The organism is Heyndrickxia sp. FSL K6-6286 (assembly GCF_038630395.1).
In the GTDB taxonomy this organism is placed as follows: domain Bacteria; phylum Bacillota; class Bacilli; order Bacillales; family Bacillaceae_C; genus Heyndrickxia; species Heyndrickxia oleronia.
The window spans coordinates 3,859,294-3,875,827 of the sequence record NZ_CP152029.1; the positions used below are offsets into that span (position 1 = coordinate 3,859,294).

General features: G+C 33.7%; 22 protein-coding genes and 1 pseudogene. 6 read left to right on the plus strand and 17 right to left on the minus strand.

Annotated elements, in window-relative coordinates:
- Positions 1-161 precede the first annotated feature (161 nt).
- Positions 162-689 carry a sigma-70 family RNA polymerase sigma factor gene (locus tag MHI39_RS19445; protein ID WP_342540000.1) on the plus strand — a complete coding sequence of 176 codons (528 nt, stop codon included), beginning with the start codon at positions 162-164 and terminating at the stop codon, positions 687-689.
- Complete coding sequence (locus MHI39_RS19450) at positions 682-2,010, plus strand: DUF4179 domain-containing protein (protein WP_342540001.1); 1,329 nt, start codon at positions 682-684, stop codon at positions 2,008-2,010. The genes MHI39_RS19445 and MHI39_RS19450 overlap by 8 nt, the downstream gene beginning before the upstream one ends.
- Before the next feature lie 179 nt (positions 2,011-2,189).
- Here the strand turns inward: MHI39_RS19450 and MHI39_RS19455 are convergent, their stop codons facing one another.
- Positions 2,190-2,375, minus strand: a complete 186-nt coding sequence (locus tag MHI39_RS19455) for a hypothetical protein (protein ID WP_071976760.1) — start codon at positions 2,373-2,375, stop codon at positions 2,190-2,192.
- A gap of 110 nt (positions 2,376-2,485) precedes the next feature.
- Positions 2,486-3,427: an SDR family oxidoreductase gene (locus tag MHI39_RS19460; protein WP_342541466.1), complete on the minus strand. Its 942-nt coding sequence runs from the start codon at positions 3,425-3,427 to the stop codon at positions 2,486-2,488.
- A gap of 206 nt (positions 3,428-3,633) precedes the next feature.
- Here MHI39_RS19460 and MHI39_RS19465 point away from each other — a divergent pair, with 206 nt between their 5' ends.
- On the plus strand, positions 3,634-3,798 hold the full coding sequence (locus tag MHI39_RS19465; RefSeq protein ID WP_169792984.1) for a hypothetical protein: 165 nt from the start codon (positions 3,634-3,636) through the stop codon (positions 3,796-3,798).
- 60 nt (positions 3,799-3,858) lie between these two features.
- Here the strand turns inward: MHI39_RS19465 and yeiL are convergent, their stop codons facing one another.
- On the minus strand, positions 3,859-4,530 hold the full coding sequence (yeiL, locus tag MHI39_RS19470; RefSeq protein ID WP_071976761.1) for a transcriptional regulator YeiL: 672 nt from the start codon (positions 4,528-4,530) through the stop codon (positions 3,859-3,861).
- Positions 4,531-4,610: 80 nt separating this feature from the next.
- Here yeiL and MHI39_RS19475 point away from each other — a divergent pair, with 80 nt between their 5' ends.
- The 3 genes from MHI39_RS19475 to MHI39_RS19485 all read left to right on the plus strand — a co-directional run bounded on the left by MHI39_RS19475 (position 4,611) and on the right by MHI39_RS19485 (position 6,592).
- Positions 4,611-5,798, plus strand: coding sequence for an MFS transporter (locus MHI39_RS19475; protein WP_180213469.1), 1,188 nt, complete (start codon positions 4,611-4,613; stop codon positions 5,796-5,798).
- A 262-nt stretch (positions 5,799-6,060) separates the two neighbouring features.
- The gene (locus MHI39_RS19480; protein WP_058003353.1) at positions 6,061-6,378 is read left to right on the plus strand and encodes a DUF6442 family protein; all 318 of its coding nucleotides are present in this window, start codon (positions 6,061-6,063) and stop codon (positions 6,376-6,378) included.
- A 4-nt stretch (positions 6,379-6,382) separates the two neighbouring features.
- Positions 6,383-6,592, plus strand: a complete 210-nt coding sequence (locus MHI39_RS19485) for a helix-turn-helix transcriptional regulator (protein WP_058003352.1) — start codon at positions 6,383-6,385, stop codon at positions 6,590-6,592.
- A 77-nt stretch (positions 6,593-6,669) separates the two neighbouring features.
- On the opposite strand, the gene MHI39_RS19490 is transcribed toward MHI39_RS19485, so the two are convergent.
- From MHI39_RS19490 to MHI39_RS19555, 14 genes and pseudogenes are all read right to left on the minus strand, one after another.
- The gene (locus MHI39_RS19490; protein WP_071976763.1) at positions 6,670-6,861 is read right to left on the minus strand and encodes a DUF4177 domain-containing protein; all 192 of its coding nucleotides are present in this window, start codon (positions 6,859-6,861) and stop codon (positions 6,670-6,672) included.
- A 45-nt stretch (positions 6,862-6,906) separates the two neighbouring features.
- Positions 6,907-7,920: a serine hydrolase domain-containing protein gene (locus tag MHI39_RS19495; protein WP_342540002.1), complete on the minus strand. Its 1,014-nt coding sequence runs from the start codon at positions 7,918-7,920 to the stop codon at positions 6,907-6,909.
- Positions 7,921-8,115: 195 nt separating this feature from the next.
- Complete coding sequence (locus MHI39_RS19500) at positions 8,116-9,033, minus strand: VanZ family protein (RefSeq protein ID WP_257234282.1); 918 nt, start codon at positions 9,031-9,033, stop codon at positions 8,116-8,118.
- A gap of 743 nt (positions 9,034-9,776) precedes the next feature.
- Positions 9,777-10,250, minus strand: a complete 474-nt coding sequence (locus tag MHI39_RS19505) for a DoxX family protein (RefSeq protein ID WP_259546992.1) — start codon at positions 10,248-10,250, stop codon at positions 9,777-9,779.
- Positions 10,251-10,548: 298 nt separating this feature from the next.
- A complete protein-coding gene (locus tag MHI39_RS19510; protein WP_180213484.1) occupies positions 10,549-11,013 on the minus strand; it encodes a phage tail protein in 465 nt (154 codons plus the stop codon).
- Positions 11,014-11,034: 21 nt separating this feature from the next.
- Entirely contained in the window at positions 11,035-11,514 is a 480-nt protein-coding gene (locus MHI39_RS19515) for a GyrI-like domain-containing protein (RefSeq protein ID WP_180213486.1), read from the minus strand.
- Between the two features lie 786 nt (positions 11,515-12,300).
- Positions 12,301-12,507 (minus strand): annotated as a pseudogene (locus MHI39_RS19520) (hypothetical protein); the annotation flags it as partial.
- Position 12,508: 1 nt separating this feature from the next.
- Positions 12,509-13,876: an NAD(P)-binding domain-containing protein gene (locus tag MHI39_RS19525; RefSeq protein ID WP_180213492.1), complete on the minus strand. Its 1,368-nt coding sequence runs from the start codon at positions 13,874-13,876 to the stop codon at positions 12,509-12,511.
- 57 nt (positions 13,877-13,933) lie between these two features.
- Positions 13,934-14,101 (minus strand): hypothetical protein, encoded by a 168-nt coding sequence (locus MHI39_RS19530; protein ID WP_180213494.1) that lies wholly within the window; start codon positions 14,099-14,101, stop codon positions 13,934-13,936.
- A gap of 72 nt (positions 14,102-14,173) precedes the next feature.
- On the minus strand, positions 14,174-14,464 hold the full coding sequence (locus tag MHI39_RS19535; protein ID WP_058003430.1) for a metalloregulator ArsR/SmtB family transcription factor: 291 nt from the start codon (positions 14,462-14,464) through the stop codon (positions 14,174-14,176).
- Between the two features lie 145 nt (positions 14,465-14,609).
- Positions 14,610-15,101: an arsinothricin resistance N-acetyltransferase ArsN1 family A gene (locus tag MHI39_RS19540; RefSeq protein WP_058003337.1), complete on the minus strand. Its 492-nt coding sequence runs from the start codon at positions 15,099-15,101 to the stop codon at positions 14,610-14,612.
- A 233-nt stretch (positions 15,102-15,334) separates the two neighbouring features.
- Complete coding sequence (locus MHI39_RS19545) at positions 15,335-15,805, minus strand: hypothetical protein (protein WP_180213496.1); 471 nt, start codon at positions 15,803-15,805, stop codon at positions 15,335-15,337.
- Between the two features lie 78 nt (positions 15,806-15,883).
- Positions 15,884-16,120 carry a hypothetical protein gene (locus MHI39_RS19550; RefSeq protein WP_180213498.1) on the minus strand — a complete coding sequence of 79 codons (237 nt, stop codon included), beginning with the start codon at positions 16,118-16,120 and terminating at the stop codon, positions 15,884-15,886.
- Positions 16,121-16,248: 128 nt separating this feature from the next.
- Positions 16,249-16,500, minus strand: coding sequence for a hypothetical protein (locus tag MHI39_RS19555; protein WP_259547015.1), 252 nt, complete (start codon positions 16,498-16,500; stop codon positions 16,249-16,251).
- Between the last annotated feature and the right edge of the window lie 34 nt (positions 16,501-16,534).

The following is a 16,534-nucleotide window of genomic DNA, read 5'->3' on the forward strand; positions in this document are numbered from 1 at the left end:
AAAAACTTTTTTATGTTCCTTTGTTAAATTATATATTTTTTTCATTCATAAATAGAAGCAAAGTATAAAAGCAAAGGCAATAACTTATTTTTGCGGTTTTCTTTGAAACGAAATGACAGAGCGGTCAGTCTAACTAATGAATGAAGGAAAGGAGTGTGAATATGTTCCAGTTCAATTTAGTAAAAAAGGCACAAAAAGGCGATGAACAAGCATTTTTAAATCTTCTTCATAAAGAAAAAGAAAAACTGTATCGAATAGCTTTCACTTATGTAAAAAATGAAAATGATGCCTTGGACATTGTTCAAGAAACAATTTATAAAGCTTATATTTCAATTAATAAAGTAAAAGAACCTTCCTATTTCCCAACATGGATTACAAGAATTTTAATCAATACAGCTTTAGATTACATCAAGTATAAAAATAAAATCATCCCAATTGAGCAGGACACACTAGAGAAAATTGAATCCACTCAGAAATTAGATTCCTCTGATAAATTAGATTTACTCCACGCTATTCATCAGATGAATGAAAAATATAAGACCGTTCTTATTCTTAGATACTATAAAGATCTATCAGTTAAACAAATTTCTGAATTTCTGGAATGCCCTGAAGGAACGGTGAAAACCAATATTCATCGAGCAATCAACCAATTGAAGGTCCTGCTAAAGGAGGAATGCATTAATGAATAATCATATTCCAAATATAAAAGACTCGATTGATGAAATTAACGTCCCTCATGATAAGCTTAATCTAACAATTGATGCTGCTATAAAAAAAGCACAACAGAAGAAAAAAAAGAAAATCAAAAAAATATACCCTTTCATTGGAATTGCTGTATTTTCCATTTGTTTACTTATTAGTTCTGCTTTTGTCTCACCAGCTATGGCGAAGGTACTCTCATCTATTCCTGTATTAAATTCTGTATTTGAATTTATAGGTGATAAAGGACTTAACATTGCAAGCAAAAAAGGCTTATCTGAGAAAATCGAAAAGACAGTTACAGATCAAAATATAAGTATAACCTTAAAAGATATCTTTTTTGATGGCACACGCTTGTCAATAAGCTATATACAAGAATTCCCTGAGAAAAGAGATGAGCTTGGAGAATTTGAATTAAAGGTTAACGGAGAAAAGGTCAATTTTGCAGATAATCGAAGTGGAGAATTTATATCAAGTAATCAATACGCAGGGGTCATTAATATTGAAGGAATGGATGATCTACCAGATTCATTTAATTTAGGAATGAGGTTGCACAATATTGGCGAGGTAAAAGGCAATTGGAATTTTGAAATACCAGTAACCAAATCTAAAGAAAAAGTAAAAACAATTAAATCAAATCAAACGAAAGAATATAAATATACAAAAATAACGGTGAAAACGATTAAACTTGGCCCTGCAGGAATAAAAGTATCAATTGATCGGACGATACCCACAGGAGAAGATCCACAAATGATTGATAATAGTCTCCTACAATTTAATTTATTAAATGATAAAGGGGAATCACTTACCCAATTGAGCGCGTCTGGTTCAGGTAATGATAAGGATGGAAAATTCGTGATGCATATGGAATATCGCTTTTCACCTTTAGAGGAGCGTTCGAAATATCTAACGATTAGTCCCTATCTTTTTCCAATTACAAATAAAGAACCGGAATGGATTAAAGAATCCTTACATCTAGATCATTTACCAATAACACTGGATCAAGGTGAAATGGGCAAAATTATAATTACAGATGTAAAATACTCTGAGGATAAAACATTATTATTCTTCGAAGTAGTAAGTGATTTTCCGTATGACGGCCATTTCCAAAACAACGGTTTATGGTTGGAAGATAAAGCAGGGACTAACTTAACAAGTGAAAAGAAAGGATACCCAGAACGAATCAAGCAAAATAAGTATGTACAAGAGTTTAATGCAATAGATAAAAATGAACCATTGACCATAGTAACACGTATCCCTCCTAAACTAAAAGTATTAAAAGAACAAGAGATCAAGATACCTTTAGAATAGGAGCTAAAAACGCTGATTCCATCTACTTTTGGATCAGCGTTCTTCCATTATAAAAAGATATTAGGACAAAGGTGATGGAAATTCTGTAAACTAAAACACTTAAAAATAAGTCTCGAGTGAATAAAGAATGAGACTTAAAAAAGTACATGATATGCTTCTAAAAAAATATATTATCTATTTTATTTACCTCCAGTATCCTCACTTTTTCTCTGCTTCTCAATGTGAATCCAAGTATAATAAATTCCCCAAGAGATCAAAGGGATAGCAAGTGTGTACGGTTTCAAACCAAGAGGTAAACTAAAGGCTAAAATAATTGTTAGAAGAACAGCCGGTGGAACAATAATAGCATATTTTTTCCAATCCAAATTTTATTCCTCCTCCCTTCTAGTTAAAAAAATAAGCCCTTCAAAAAGGACTTTTTCTACAGTTCTATTCCAATAATTATAACAAAATTCCAATAATTTTAACATCCTATTTATGAATGAGTCGATTCCCCACCATCAACATGCAGCACCTGCCCCGTCACCAAACGTGAGTCATCTGAGGCAAGATATACATAGGTTGGAGCTAATTCGAATGGCTGGCCAATCCGTTTGAACAGATTATTCCCGTGTAAAGCGTTCATATCCGATGAGAAGCTTGCAGGAATCAAAGGTGTCCAAATTCTCCCCGGTGCAACCGCATTGACCCGTATTCCTTGATCAGCAAGACTTTTCGCAAGGGATCGTGTCCAGCCGACAATTGCTCCTTTTGTCGCGGAATAATCGATTAAAAGTGGTTCGCCAGCATAAGTGACGACAGAAGTTGTACCAATAATTGAACTTCCAGGTTTAAGATGTGGCAGAGCAGCTTTAGTTGTATAAAAATGCGAGTAGAAATTTACTTTAAAGGTCTCATCAAACTGTTCATCTGTAATATCCAATAAATGATTTTGCTGAAATTGAATCCCAACATTATTACAAAGAATATCGAGCCCGCCAAAGGTCTGAACTGTTTTCTCGACGATTTCTACACAATGCGCTTTTTCTTTTACATCTCCAGGCAAAAGTAAACATTGCTGACCTAATTGTTCAATTCTTGCTCGTGTTCGATTCGCATCCTCATGTTCTTCTAAGTATGCAATAGCGACGTTTGCCCCTTCTTTTGCAAAGGCGATGGCTGCTGCCGCTCCGATTCCACTATCCCCTCCAGTGATTAGAGCTACCTTCCCCTTCAATTTACCGCTGCCTTTGTAATTAGGATTCTCAATAATTGGTTTTGGCACCATAAGATCCTCGAGACCAGGCTGACGAAGCTGACGTTGTTCAGGATTACTCAATGGTACCTCTTCATAGCGAGTGATTTTCCCATAATTCGGATACAAGGGGTATGGATAAGTAATTTGATTCTCTTTAAACCATTGCTGTAATGCTCTCATTTCTGCGAGTTTTCCATCAATTTCCTGTTGATTTCTCTCCTCATTTGGCTTTTCTTCCTGATTCAAATTGACAACCTCCTACATGAACTTCTTCTTCGATACAGTATGAATAGGCTAATATACATGTGCATGTCTAGTACCTCGAGAAAAGACTTGCTCAAAACCATTCTAAAAATCATACGTATAAAAAAAAGGAGGGGAAACCATTGCAATTTGAATTTCATATGCAAGTAAAGGATCTTCTGATCAATCAATCGAATGAGAAAGTCACAATGCACTATATGGATCACTCATGGTTACTGCCGATGATTGGCAATAGACCACCTTATTATACAAACCCGCGCTATGAACCATATTATACGATTATTTAATCCCTCTTCACTTTCGCCTATGTCCTATTCATGTGACCTAGGCTATTTTTTATCCTATTTCTACTCATTTTTTAGCATTTCAGCAAGTCTACTTAGTTCATCCTGCCGTTTTATCCGGTAGCTCGTTCCTTCCTTTTTTAAAAATCCTTTCTCACAAAATTGTGCAAAAACATACAATAAATGGCGATAGGATACGCCTAAAAAATCACATACAGTCACATGCTTTTCCTTATATACATCATGATCTGCCGTTTGCAAAATGAAATCTGCCAGCCGATTTTCCAATGGAAAAGCGAGGCTATGTGAATACTTTGCCGCGATTCGGGTTGCCTTTGCACTTAAAAACATAGAAAGTTCGCGAAGAAAAGTCACATCTTCTAATAGCTTTGTGCGACAGCTTTGAAAAGGAATGGCAAAGCAAATGGTCGTTGTAGAGGTTTGAATTCCTTTTGAATAGTACACCTCATTTAAAAGCTCCATTTCCCCAATAAAATCATGGACATTGATAAAATTAAGTAAGGAAGTCTTGCCATTTTGATGGGTTACATAAATTTTTGCTTTTCCCTCAATGACATAAAATAAATAATCAGGACGCGTTCCTTCTTTAATAATCCATTCGCCACGCTTGTATTCATGGACTTGTATATATTCAGCAATGGGAAAAGAAAATAGATGGGCAATCGAATAGGTTTCAATATAATGCTGTCTTTTTTCCTGTTTATAAATTTCCATGATCCACCTCTAAAATATGAGATTTCTCACATTATTGTACGGTTCTTCATGATATCATGCAATCAACGGAGGGAAAAAGAATGAATATACAACGCTGGATGAGTCGACAGTTTTTTACTTTCTTTATGACATGGGGGATTTTTCTACCTTACTGGACAGGTTGGTTGATTAATGCCAAAGGGATGACAGTATCACAAGCCAGCTTGATTATGAGCCTGGGACTGTTAGCAAGAGGCCTTTCTACTCTACTAGCATTTCCTTATTTATCAGGGAAATTTAGTAGTAAAACCTTATTAAATGGAATGGGAATTGCAACATTAATTTCGATTCTATGTTATATCCCAGCCAATTCCTTTACTAGTTTACTTGTGATCACCCTACTCTTCCATTTTTGTTACCCTGCTCTGATGCCTGCATTAGATAGTGCAGCAGGGATTCTTGTTCAACATAATCAATTGAAACATTATGGAAAGAGTCGTTCTTGGGGATCGATTGGGTTTGTCATAGCGGGCTTGATTTTAACTGTCTTTACTGGGGCACTTGGGGATCAAGTGATTTTATGGATGATGTTACTTGGTACAATGGTGTTAGTGTATCTCAGCTTATTGCGTGCACCTGATGTGCTGACAGTAAAACCAAAAGTGGATAAAACGAATCAAGGTGGCATGCTGAAATTATTTACGATCAAACATTTTGCTTTAGTACTTTTAGTCGTTATTTTATTACAAGCTGCCCATGCCTCTTATTATAATTATGGCTATATATATTTACAGGAACTCCATGCACCCAAATATTTAATTGGTGTCATTATTAATATCGCGGTTATCGCAGAAATTATTTTCTTTTCAAGAGCAGATAAAGCGTTTCATAAGCTTTCAGTCAGCTCCTTACTGGCCTTGGCTGCACTCGGTTCAACCATCCGCTGGATCTTATTATTTGCCTTTCCAAACGTCATTGTCTTTTGTCTTGCGCAAACATTACATGCCTGCTCATTTGCAATGGGGCATTATGCATTTATGAAATACTTAATCAAGAATATTCCACATGAACAGATTACGAAGGCACAAGGGATTTATTCCGCTCTCGCTCTAAGCTGGAGTACTGCCGTATTTACAATCTTCGGTGGCTATTTATATGAAATCGAGCCAAGATACGCCTTTATCGGCATGATTGTTTGTACCGTTCCAGCAATGATGCTTGCACTTGTTTATCGGAAAATGAGTCAAAAGCAAGAGACGAAGGAAATGAATACAGATTTGCCTTCATAAGGGAAAACAAATGCTTCAGGCAAAATAGGAAGATCGATTGTCGTAGAGATGGTTCGTTTGAAAACGGAAATAGAATTGTTACGCATTTAATAATAGATAACAGATAAAAACCGAATGTAATTCTTTTACATTCGGTTTTTCTTATTATAATCGACAAGTTTTATAGAAATTGTGTAAAGTTTTATATATAAAATGACAAGTTTTCTTTACATATGGAAATGTATATGATATTCTCCTTATATAAGGAAAGGAGTTGCTTTAATTGAAAAAAGAGGAAATTTTAATGAAAAGCCGACTTGAAAATGAAAATATGGACGAAAGAGAACGGAAAATAGATGATGATTCTGCTTATCAAGGAATGATAGGGATACTTGTAGTAGTATTTATCTATCTCTTCTTCAAAATGTTTATGAATCAACCCGTAACAGATATGCTTTCTATTTTGACAGCCAATCTTACAGTCATATCATTTTATAAATATAAAAGAATACCAAATAAAAAATTCTTCCTTATTAATGCGATTGTGGGAGCAGTCGCAACAATTGGATTCGCCACAGCCTATGTGATTGGTGTGATTTAAAGAGATGGATGAAAAGTTAATATTAAAGAATAGATTAAAAGTTGCCAGAGCAGAAAAAAGCCTATCACAAGGAGATTTAGCTAAACTGGTCGGTGTTTCTCGGCAAACGATTAGTGCCATCGAAACTGGTCAATTCAGTCCTACAGCAAAGTTGGCATTAATCCTATGTATTGCACTGGATAAGAAATTCGAGGATTTGTTTTATTTTGATTAGGATATATAAAAAGAGAGTTATTTTTCGTGAATAACTCTCCTTTTATATGTTTTTTATATCGTAAAAAAGAACCAGACTTAATTGGCCTCTTTCTCTCTCATGAATGTATAATAGACAGCACTGGTAATACCATTAATTTGCTCCGCAAACGATGAAACGATCATCCATCCTTCTGCACCATATTCATTCAATAATTGATCATTTTCCATGGTCGTTTTGAAAAATCCTTTACTCTCAATTTTAATCGTTTTATATTCATATGTATTCATCGTATTAACCGTACCTCACTTGTAATCTCATATTATTTGAAGCTTCTATAAACAGCCCATCACCGTATCGCCAAATGCTCGAATGTCAGATAAATAATCATAGGTCGGTGTTGAACCGTAACGATTAAACATTCGAACGGCCACTACATCATGTTCTGGAATGACTAATAATGCTACATTCGTATAACCTAATATTTGATAAGAGCCCTTTGGTACAAGATGGCCAATTTCTGTTTTCGCAGCAGGCAACTCCTTCACAAACCATAAAAATCCGTTTTGAGGAAGATCCTTATCGAGTAATATTGGACTTTGGAGCGTAGTAGCAAGCTTTAGGATATCCGCTGGTACGACTTGTTTTCCATTAATGAACCCTTGTTTCAAATGTACATATCCCCAATAAGCAAGCTCTCTCGTGGAGACATACATATTCTTTTGATCTCCATCCGTTCCCTTAATCGTCGACCAAAATTTATCATTTGCTTGTCGCATGACCTCTACTAACTGCTCCTTCGGTTCGTCATGCCATCCCGTTTCCTTAAATCCTAATGAGGTAAATACCTGTTCGTCTAATATCTGAGCGACCGTTTTTCCCGTTGTTATTTTTACAATTTGTGTTAAGAAATCGATATTAATATCGCGATAGGCCCAGCTTTGTCCCGGAGCAAATTCTCGTAGGATTTTCCCATCATTCGTCGTCAAACCATGTGTATGGGTGAGTAAATGTCGAATCGTTGTTTCTCCTAAAAGTTCAGGATTGATGTCTTTTAAATAGGTAGTTACCGCATCATCAATCGATTTAATATACCCATTCTGGACAGCATAAGCTACAGCAAAACCAATATAACTTTTCCGCACAGATGCCACATGAAATTGTGAATCCTCTTGAATCGGACGTGCATGACGTGATGTAGAATGACTCCCCCAATATTCCTCCGCTACAATCTGATCCTTATGAATGATCATCATACTTGAACCTGAACAATCTAAAATCGTAGAAGTATTTTTCACATGTGAAATAACCGAATGAAACTGATTGTTTACTACCTTATTAATAATCATTGATCCTCCTACTTTCTACTCTCTGCTGTGTTTCAAGCAAACTAGCAAAACATCTATGATTGAATATAGAACTATGTATTATTGATAATACGATTAACAAGAGCTTTAGGTTTCACACGGGTGGGACACGGGGTCAGGCCCCGTGTCCCACCCTATTTTGGAAGATACATAGAATCCTTGTAAACGGTTTGCCCTTTATTCCCACCAATGCTTCATTTCACTGAAACCAACATCCCACAGTTTAGCGTTTCCGGATACGATAATCGTAATCTTATTTACCTTTTCAAATGGTATGATTAGCGTAACTTCTGTTTTGAAATTTTCCCCATCATATTGAGCTCTCACGTTTCCGTCCGCGATTATCGTCACTTCACCATTGGGATCGTCATTATCTGAAAATCCGAAATAGGAATATAAGGTTACATCCTTTTTGTTTCCCAAGATATAGAAATATTTGGTGTTATTTTTACCTTTACTGGTATATACGTTCATTTTAGGTTCGATTATTTTTCCTGCAACAGTGAAACTTTGAAGATTTTCAATCATAGGTAGATTTCCTGTCATTTCTTTCACATCATTTAATGCTTGAATGGGGCTTTCTCTTTTCTTTAAAGCAAAGTTGATCGTTTCAGAGATGACCATTATTCCAATGAGAAATACACATATAGATAATATTGAAAGCATGAGTTTTTTTAAAGTAACTTTAGAAGAAAATCCTACTTTATAGGCAAAAAATCCTATCGCTGCACCTAATGTATTAGAAATTACATCATCTACATCAAAGGTACCAAGAAAAGTTAAGGACTGTAGTGTTTCCAGGACGAGAATAATCAAGACAAAAATGGAAATGAATTTCTTAAAACTTACACGATATAATAGAGGAATGAAAACTCCGAAAGGAATAAAAGCAGCAATATTTCCTAAGTCGTATATCCATCCAAAAGATAGTCTTGGAAAAGTAAGTGGTGGAGATTCTGGAATTAGTAAGAATTCATATCCATAATTGGTTGCATGTTCTAATCTATTAAAAGCGAGAAAAAGAAAATATAAAATTAGAATGGTATATAAAATGGTTCCTGCAAAGATAAGTTTTCTTAATTTAGCACTCATCATTTTTGTTTATTAGCTCCTTCGATTATTTATTTAGATTTTCATCGTACAAAACGATGGAACGTCTGCCCTAATCATAAACTGATAAATTTTATTAAATGATCTTCTATGGATGCAGTATTGGTTCATTTTTACATGAATGACAAGAATATATGTATTATCCAGTTAATACACTTGCTGTATGTATTATATGGTTCATACACATGAAGTGTCAAGCGTATTTTAGGAAGGCTGTTTTTGTAAAAGGGGCCTATGAGATTCTTGGTGGAATCTTCTAATGAAGTAAAAAAATATATAATCACTTAGTGGAGGAAGGAATTGAAATTGTTCAAAAACCACACAAGATAAGAGGGGGTAACTATGGATTTTATTTTATTCTACTAAATGAATGACTAATTGAAGTTTCCTGTCTTATTTACAGTAGTGGCAAAAAGATTTCTACTGATCAATAGTTCTTGGTGCAAAAAGTTTCAACATGCTAAATCATTCGCTTAATATATGTGGGGCTCTTTTTTATTCGATAAAAAGGCGTTAATCCCTATTAATTAACGCCCGATTTTTAGTGAAAATCTTCACAAAATTATCTTTTCACCATTTATTCTAACATGAATATTTCCTTTACTTCGATATGAAATGATGTATAGGAGGAGTACCATAAAGCTGTTATATAGATTCTATCTTTCAATAGTTTTAGATGCGAAATCATGCTGTAACGTATTCACTCAATTTCTAATCGATAATACTCTCTATGCATTAATTTTTTTGAATGCTAAACGTTGCATTTTTGCATGTTTTTCAGTATTTCCATGCAAACTTCCTAAAATTCGGCCTTGTGGTCTCAGTAGCCATGAAGCGATGTTGAGTGCGGCATATGAAAGAGGAAGAATAATATTAAAACCGTAATCACCATAATCATTAGCTAACACATGTGATAGAGCTGCACCAGTCATTAAAAAGAAGATACCAGCGTGAGCCCATTCTTTCAGACGAGGAAAACCAGGCATGAGGAGTGCGATGGCACCGAGTACTTTCCATATCCCGAGAATAGTCAAAATGTATAATGGGTAACCTAGATTCGTCACTAACTCGACGTTTCCCCCAAATTGCATGAGTTGCCCGATACCACTTAGCATAATAGCAAATACAAGTAGTGAAGTAACTGTCCAATAAGCAATCATTTTTCCTTTTGTTTTCATCCTTTGATCCCTTCCTTTAATCATTGATTTTAAAATGAAATACCATTTGTTCTTACACGTCTTTTCCTATTTTGCAAAGCTATTCTTCAATTTGACCTGATCGATCTATTGTTATCATTTACTCTTCAGATAGTAGAAAAGGGGTTACCCCCCATTAGCAGAGTAGAAGTAACTAAGGAAAATAGCCGCATCTATTGGGTTTGCAAGCTAATGAAAGCAATTTTTTACCTATAGAGAAAATAGCTTTCACTAAGTTCAATGATGATATTGGATGATTTAATACAAAAAATGCTAGACTCTTCCTACACGACTTATGCCTTCTTTAATATTCTCCTTTGATCACAAAAAACGAACCTCGAATTGTTCCAGCTAATTTAGACTTCTGCCTAGCAAACTTAAATTTCCCTTCTAATTCCTTTGGTACCTCCATCCCCTCAGAAAGCTTAAAACCAACGGCCCGCTTCTTAGGATCATTTACTGTGTACATGACATTTAGGACAAGACCATCCTCATAAATGACGTAGGTAAATTGGATATTTTCTACTTGAAAACGCGATGTTTCTAATGGTTTGGCCGCAAATTCAATATCACGTTCTTCCTTCAAAATTCGGTTCACATAATCAAGGGTCTCCTCGCTTTCACTTCCTGGTACAACGGTAAATTCATGCTTATATTTGTTCATAAAGTAACGGGCTTCATTCGCACGTAAACCAGCGAGCGTTTCTGCAACAGGTGAAGACTCTAAACCAACTGTAGACACATTTTTAAAATCAACGGTATAAGACATTTCCATCTCTCCTTCTATCTCTTATTTCCTAACAACAGGAATCCACATTTCACCAATAACTAAGCCGTTTTTCTGCCCCATCTCAACCGTTGCATTTGGCCCACCAACATAGGCAAAGTTCTTTGCTTCCGGCAAGACCTGACCAAAGGCAATCCCAACAAGCATATTATTCAATTCTTCAGCTGTCCTTCCCTCCCCTTTCACAACTAGGTATTCCCCCTTAGGAAATTGGATAACTCTCGAAGCTTCGGGAACCGAATCCTCTGTCATGACGCCAGCATAATACATCATCTTGTTGTTCACTGCTTCGTTCACCGCAAAAATGTAGTCATTGGTGGCTACGGCTTTTAAACTGTCAAGCGTTCCATCTTGACTGACAGTCTGCCAAAAGTCTGATTTTTCCTTGTTAATACCAACAAAGTCAGTATAATCGCTCTTAAGCTCTGTACCAAAACCCGTAACGGTAAAGCTATCTTTTTCTTCTAGCGTATAATTTGTCATCTTCAAAACCATCCTCTTTTTTAAATTTTTTCAAATGACTTTTCTTCATCACTTGATGGTTATAGAATAACTTCTAATCATGTCAAAAAATGATACTGTTTAGAGGCACGCTAAAAAAAAAATTGAATGGACGATTTCAGACTGCGGGATAGACTAAGCACAATCTTCTGTAGGTTGCCATTTTTCTAGTGTTCAAAGCTTATTCTCAGGGTGTTGAAGAGCATTTTGAAAATAAAATTCCTCACTCTTTATTAGAAAAAGTGAGGATAGGAAATTTTAAATTTATTATTTTATTTCTTATTAGGTTACTGCCCCCGTTCGATTATAAGGTTAGCCAGATATTTTTGGTTTGATCTTATCATACGAGCGACTCTTTTTAATGGAATTAAGGGGGTTTACCCAAGGTGAAAACATTAAAGTTGTACCCGATATATTATTTTAGATTTGATAGAACTTTAACATGTTAATCAAAAGCTTAAATCTGTCATACACGCAAAAAGACGCCTTTTTGTTAAAGATAAGCGCCTGATTGTTGTATAGTGTTATTAAATTATTAATTCTTTTTTAGTTCATCTATTTTTTTTGAGAGATCATCAATCTTTTGAAGAAGTAATCCATCATTGTGGTTCTTCCTTCTCATGAATTGCAATACGTTGATTAAAAAATAGGCTATAAAACCAAAAATCAAAAGATATATAAGCAAAATCATTATTGGTGCAAATGTAATCAATTATTTACCCTCCCTATAACCATTCTATATAAATATATTTCAATACTTATTCCTTATCTCCCTTCTTCAATCAAACCTGCACCTTATTTTTACATTTAAGGTAAAGCAACAATCATATCTCCTTTTAAGGAGAACATCACAATAATCGTAAATAACAATGCGATTAAGGTAATCGGACTAATTTTAGGGATGAACACTTTTTCATAGGACTGTCTTTCTTTTATTTTTACTAGTGTAAAGCGGGTAATCATTCCGGCTATAAATTTATGAGCAACATCCTCCAGTACTGCATGTATCACTAGTATTTACATTTGTACTACATACACCTGTTTCTGGTAATTTTAATTCTACTTTTTCGGATGCTGCAATATCCCCTGCAAGATAAGCTACTACTGATCGTACTTGTTCATATCCTGTCGCCATCAAGAAGGTTGGAGCTCGACCATAACTCTTTGCACCAACAATGTAAAAATCCTTCTCTGGTTGACGTAATTCTTTCTCTCCATGAGGACGTACAGTTCCACAACTATGGATATTAGGATCGATGAGTGGAGCAAGTGCAGAGATACTTTCTGTTGCAGTATCAATATCTGTTCGTACTTCACTTAAAATTGAAAAGTCTGGACGGTTACCTGTATTGACAATTAATTCATCTATATTTGAAATAGTGTCCATTTCACCATTTTTATCCCCAATCAAATTGATCTTCCCATTATCTCCTTTTATATATTGAGTTCTAAAAGGTGTAATAACTTTGACTACCTCAGAATCGACTAATCGATGTATTCTACTTCCTAGTTTACCTCTAGCCTCAAGTGCATCTAAATTTTCTCCACCATAAGCATCCTCAACACGTTGTTTTCGCATAACCCATAAAATTTCTATTTCTGAATTTTGTTCTTTAAGTGTAGCCAGTTCAAGTAATGAATTGATTGCTGAGTGACCACTTCCAATAACAGCGATTCGCTTACTTAAGTAACGATTTTTATCTTTCCCTAGAATATCAGGAATGCCATAAAAAATTTGTTCATGAATCGCTTCTTCATCCTTTAACCATACCCCACTAGAATTTGCTGGATTAGGATTTCCCCAGGTCCCAGAAGCATCAATAATCGCGCGTGCTTCAAATAATTTGAACGTACCATTTTGCTCAGTGTATAGAACAAAAGGGAGACTATTCCGATTAGCTGTTTTCATTTTATCAATATTTTTTCGACTAATAGATAAAACTCGAGTATTAAGGTGTAGCACATCTTTAATTTCTGGAGTATTAGATAAAGGTTTTAAATATTTTTCTACCAACTCATTTCCAGTAGGCAATTCATTTAATTTAGGTTCGCTCCATCCATTATTAACAAGTAGTCCTTTAGCAACTTTATCAATATTGTATTCCCAAGGAGAAAATAAACGGACATGTCCCCATGTAGTAATATTTTCACCAACTTGTGGACCAGACTCAAGTATAATGAAAGGCTGATTATATTTTGTAAGATGTGCTGCAGCAGCAAGACCGACTGGACCGGCTCCAATTATAGCAATTGGTAGGTGAGTGGTATCCTTTTTCTCTTCTAATGATTTGTTAGTGTTTGTTTGACAACAATTTGATTTAACTTTAATCTCAATGGTTTTCATTTAAATAACCCTCCTATTTTGTTTATTAATCAATTTTTTTTGATTTATTATACATAATTAAGCACAGCAATAATTTTGATCATTATTTGTTTGTCTTTTATTAAAAAAATAAGTTAAAAAGCCCTTACTCTTATTACCTTCAACTAAATCATTTCTTTTGTGTTGAACCATTCTTTCATATTCTTCTATTTTTAACCTTGCAAGCAATTCAATATCAATTATCATTTTCCATTCATCTCCTATAATCAAATTTTTTTGATGTATTATTTAAACAAAAATGATGTAAGTAATATTACATCAACAAGTTGGACGGAATAAGCAACATAATTCTGGCGAAAGTAAAGCATTAACTTCATCTATATTTAATTGATAAAAGCTCCAGGTTCCTCTAGTTTCCTTCAAAATAAGTTGAGCATCTAATAATATTTTTAAATGATAGGAAAGTTTTGATTGCGTCATTTCCATTAAGGGCGCTAGATCACACACACACATTTCGCCTTTTTGAGTTAAAATATTCATAATTTGAAGTCGCTTTTTATCAGCAAGTGCTTTAAACTTTGATTCATATTTTTCAAAAACACGTTCCATTGATATATCTTTTATTAAAATTTCTTTATCCATCTCTTCCCCTTCTTAAATCAATTTTATTTGATGTAATAATCATATCTTTTAAATTTTTGTGAGTCAAGAATATTAAACAAAAAAATTTGATTTATTATTTAAGTTAAAAAATTCAATTTATCAGTTTTTCCATAGCCATAACATCTACAAAATGCCCATCGATTATTCCTTGGTTTCTAAAAACTCCTACTTCACGATATCCCATTTTATGATAAAGACCTTGGCCAAGAACATTAAATGGAAAAGTAAATAATACTAGTTTATGAAATTTATTATTTATTGCTTGGATTTCAAGTTCTTTTAAAAGTTGTTGCCCAATTTTTTGTCCTCTATAATCTTTATGTATATACACCGATATTTCCCCTACCCCATAATACGCTTTTCTACTATTATAAGAACTTATACATGCCCATCCTGTAATTTCACTTTGATGATTCTCAGCAACTATAGCTATATATCTTCCTTGATGATTTTCATACCAGATTTGAATATACTCTTGGTCCTTCGGATCCACCTCAAGAGTTGCAATTCGATCTTGTATCCCTTGATTATAGATATCAAGTATTTGTGATAAGTCCTCTTTTTTTACCTTTCTAATAATCATAGTCTATCCCCTGTTCTCGTTGTTATTTATTTGTATTAAGTATAAACGGAAAAATTGATAATTTAATACTAAAACACAGCACATTTTATAAACTAACTAGGTTAGTTTCCGTAATACAATTTTATAACTTTTTAATATAATTTATAATATTTTTTATATTATTCGTAATATCAATTATTTTGGCATTCATAAGTAATATTCATCAACGATAATTATAATTATCTGGGAATATATTATGATTGAATTTGATTATCATCAAAAATCAAAGAGTATTTTTCTATTAAAGGAATAAATTTCCTATCATAACTAATTTGATTTTTAAATATTTGGTAGATCTTTTTACCCTCTTCAATCTTATTTAAATCAATGTAGAGATCTAAAACTAATTCGAAATTTTTATTAAAAATAAAATTTTTTTCGTAATTCAAAAATGCTTTATTAAGATGTTCTATTGCTTTATGTGGCATTCGCAATTGTATATATCTTATTCCCAACATATACTCTATATCCCTAGTATGTTTTCTATATCTCCTACTGGATAAAGCTTTGGATAATAATTTAACTTCCGCATTATTTAGTTTAAACAATCCAAGTGTAGAAGTTATATATTGTAATCCTAATAGTTTATCAAATATATTTGTGAGTATATATAAAAACAAAATTGACATCAATATTCCGGTAAAGTCATATAAAAAATCAATCAAAATTCTCAAATCCTTTTCAAAATTAAAAAATCAACTAAATACATATTAACGCATTGCGAGTTGATACAAAAACTAGTATTAAAAATTTTGAATCACTCCATAGATACAAGAAAAAACAAGCAAAAATCCAGCAAGTAAAATTAAAAATTTTGCAAGCCAATAATTTATTATTTTCGGTAGTGGAGTTAGTTTCAGTAAATAATTCATACCGTCATCTGGTTCTTTATAGTTCTTAGTATTAACATAAAAAATTCCGAACCATAGTAAGGCTATACCTACAATAAATACAAATATACCTGCAAAAACTTCTTTCACAATATCCCTTCTTCTCTCTCTAGTTTATTAATTGTTAGTACAGTTCTTTATTAGGACCCTACTATTTACGTTAAAATTAGAAAAGACTGCAGAGTATTACTCAACAGTCTAGATCTCACCTAGAAAAATTAAGCACTTAAATAGCCAAATACTATTATTATTATCCCTATTATAATGAAAATCCCTTTAAATATGAACCAAGGTAATAAACCTATTAAAAATAATCCAATACTGGCTATAATATCACCAATAACAGAGCCAGAAGAGCTATTTATCTGTCCAATTTCCTTAGATAATTTATTTTCATGGTATGTTTTACTGTATGTTAAGCCTAAAATGATAAAAAAAGCACCAATTAAATAAGCTATAATATTTCCCATCTAAATACGTTTCCCTTTCAAAATCTTAATTTCT

Excerpts from the sequence above, each read along its gene's own strand:
- MHI39_RS19530 (WP_180213494.1), bottom strand. The coding sequence starts at position 14,101 with ATGATAATTGATATTGAATTGCTTGCAAGGTTAAAAATAGAAGAATAT.
- MHI39_RS19510 (WP_180213484.1), bottom strand. The coding sequence starts at position 11,013 with ATGTCTTATACCGTTGATTTTAAAAATGTGTCTACAGTTGGTTTAGAG.
- MHI39_RS19535 (WP_058003430.1), bottom strand. The coding sequence starts at position 14,464 with ATGGAACGTGTTTTTGAAAAATATGAATCAAAGTTTAAAGCACTTGCT.
- MHI39_RS19525 (WP_180213492.1), bottom strand. The coding sequence starts at position 13,876 with ATGAAAACCATTGAGATTAAAGTTAAATCAAATTGTTGTCAAACAAAC.
- MHI39_RS19450 (WP_342540001.1), top strand. The coding sequence starts at position 682 with ATGAATAATCATATTCCAAATATAAAAGACTCGATTGATGAAATTAAC.
- MHI39_RS19515 (WP_180213486.1), bottom strand. The coding sequence starts at position 11,514 with ATGACAAATTATACGCTAGAAGAAAAAGATAGCTTTACCGTTACGGGT.
- MHI39_RS19500 (WP_257234282.1), bottom strand. The coding sequence starts at position 9,033 with ATGATGAGTGCTAAATTAAGAAAACTTATCTTTGCAGGAACCATTTTA.
- MHI39_RS19460 (WP_342541466.1), bottom strand. The coding sequence starts at position 3,427 with ATGAGAGCATTACAGCAATGGTTTAAAGAGAATCAAATTACTTATCCA.
- MHI39_RS19485 (WP_058003352.1), top strand. The coding sequence starts at position 6,383 with ATGGATGAAAAGTTAATATTAAAGAATAGATTAAAAGTTGCCAGAGCA.
- MHI39_RS19490 (WP_071976763.1), bottom strand. The coding sequence starts at position 6,861 with ATGAATACATATGAATATAAAACGATTAAAATTGAGAGTAAAGGATTT.
- MHI39_RS19445 (WP_342540000.1), top strand. The coding sequence starts at position 162 with ATGTTCCAGTTCAATTTAGTAAAAAAGGCACAAAAAGGCGATGAACAA.
- MHI39_RS19540 (WP_058003337.1), bottom strand. The coding sequence starts at position 15,101 with ATGATTATTAGAAAGGTAAAAAAAGAGGACTTATCACAAATACTTGAT.
- MHI39_RS19505 (WP_259546992.1), bottom strand. The coding sequence starts at position 10,250 with ATGATTAAAGGAAGGGATCAAAGGATGAAAACAAAAGGAAAAATGATT.
- yeiL (WP_071976761.1), bottom strand. The coding sequence starts at position 4,530 with ATGGAAATTTATAAACAGGAAAAAAGACAGCATTATATTGAAACCTAT.
- MHI39_RS19475 (WP_180213469.1), top strand. The coding sequence starts at position 4,611 with ATGAATATACAACGCTGGATGAGTCGACAGTTTTTTACTTTCTTTATG.
- MHI39_RS19555 (WP_259547015.1), bottom strand. The coding sequence starts at position 16,500 with ATGGGAAATATTATAGCTTATTTAATTGGTGCTTTTTTTATCATTTTA.
- MHI39_RS19495 (WP_342540002.1), bottom strand. The coding sequence starts at position 7,920 with ATGATTATTAATAAGGTAGTAAACAATCAGTTTCATTCGGTTATTTCA.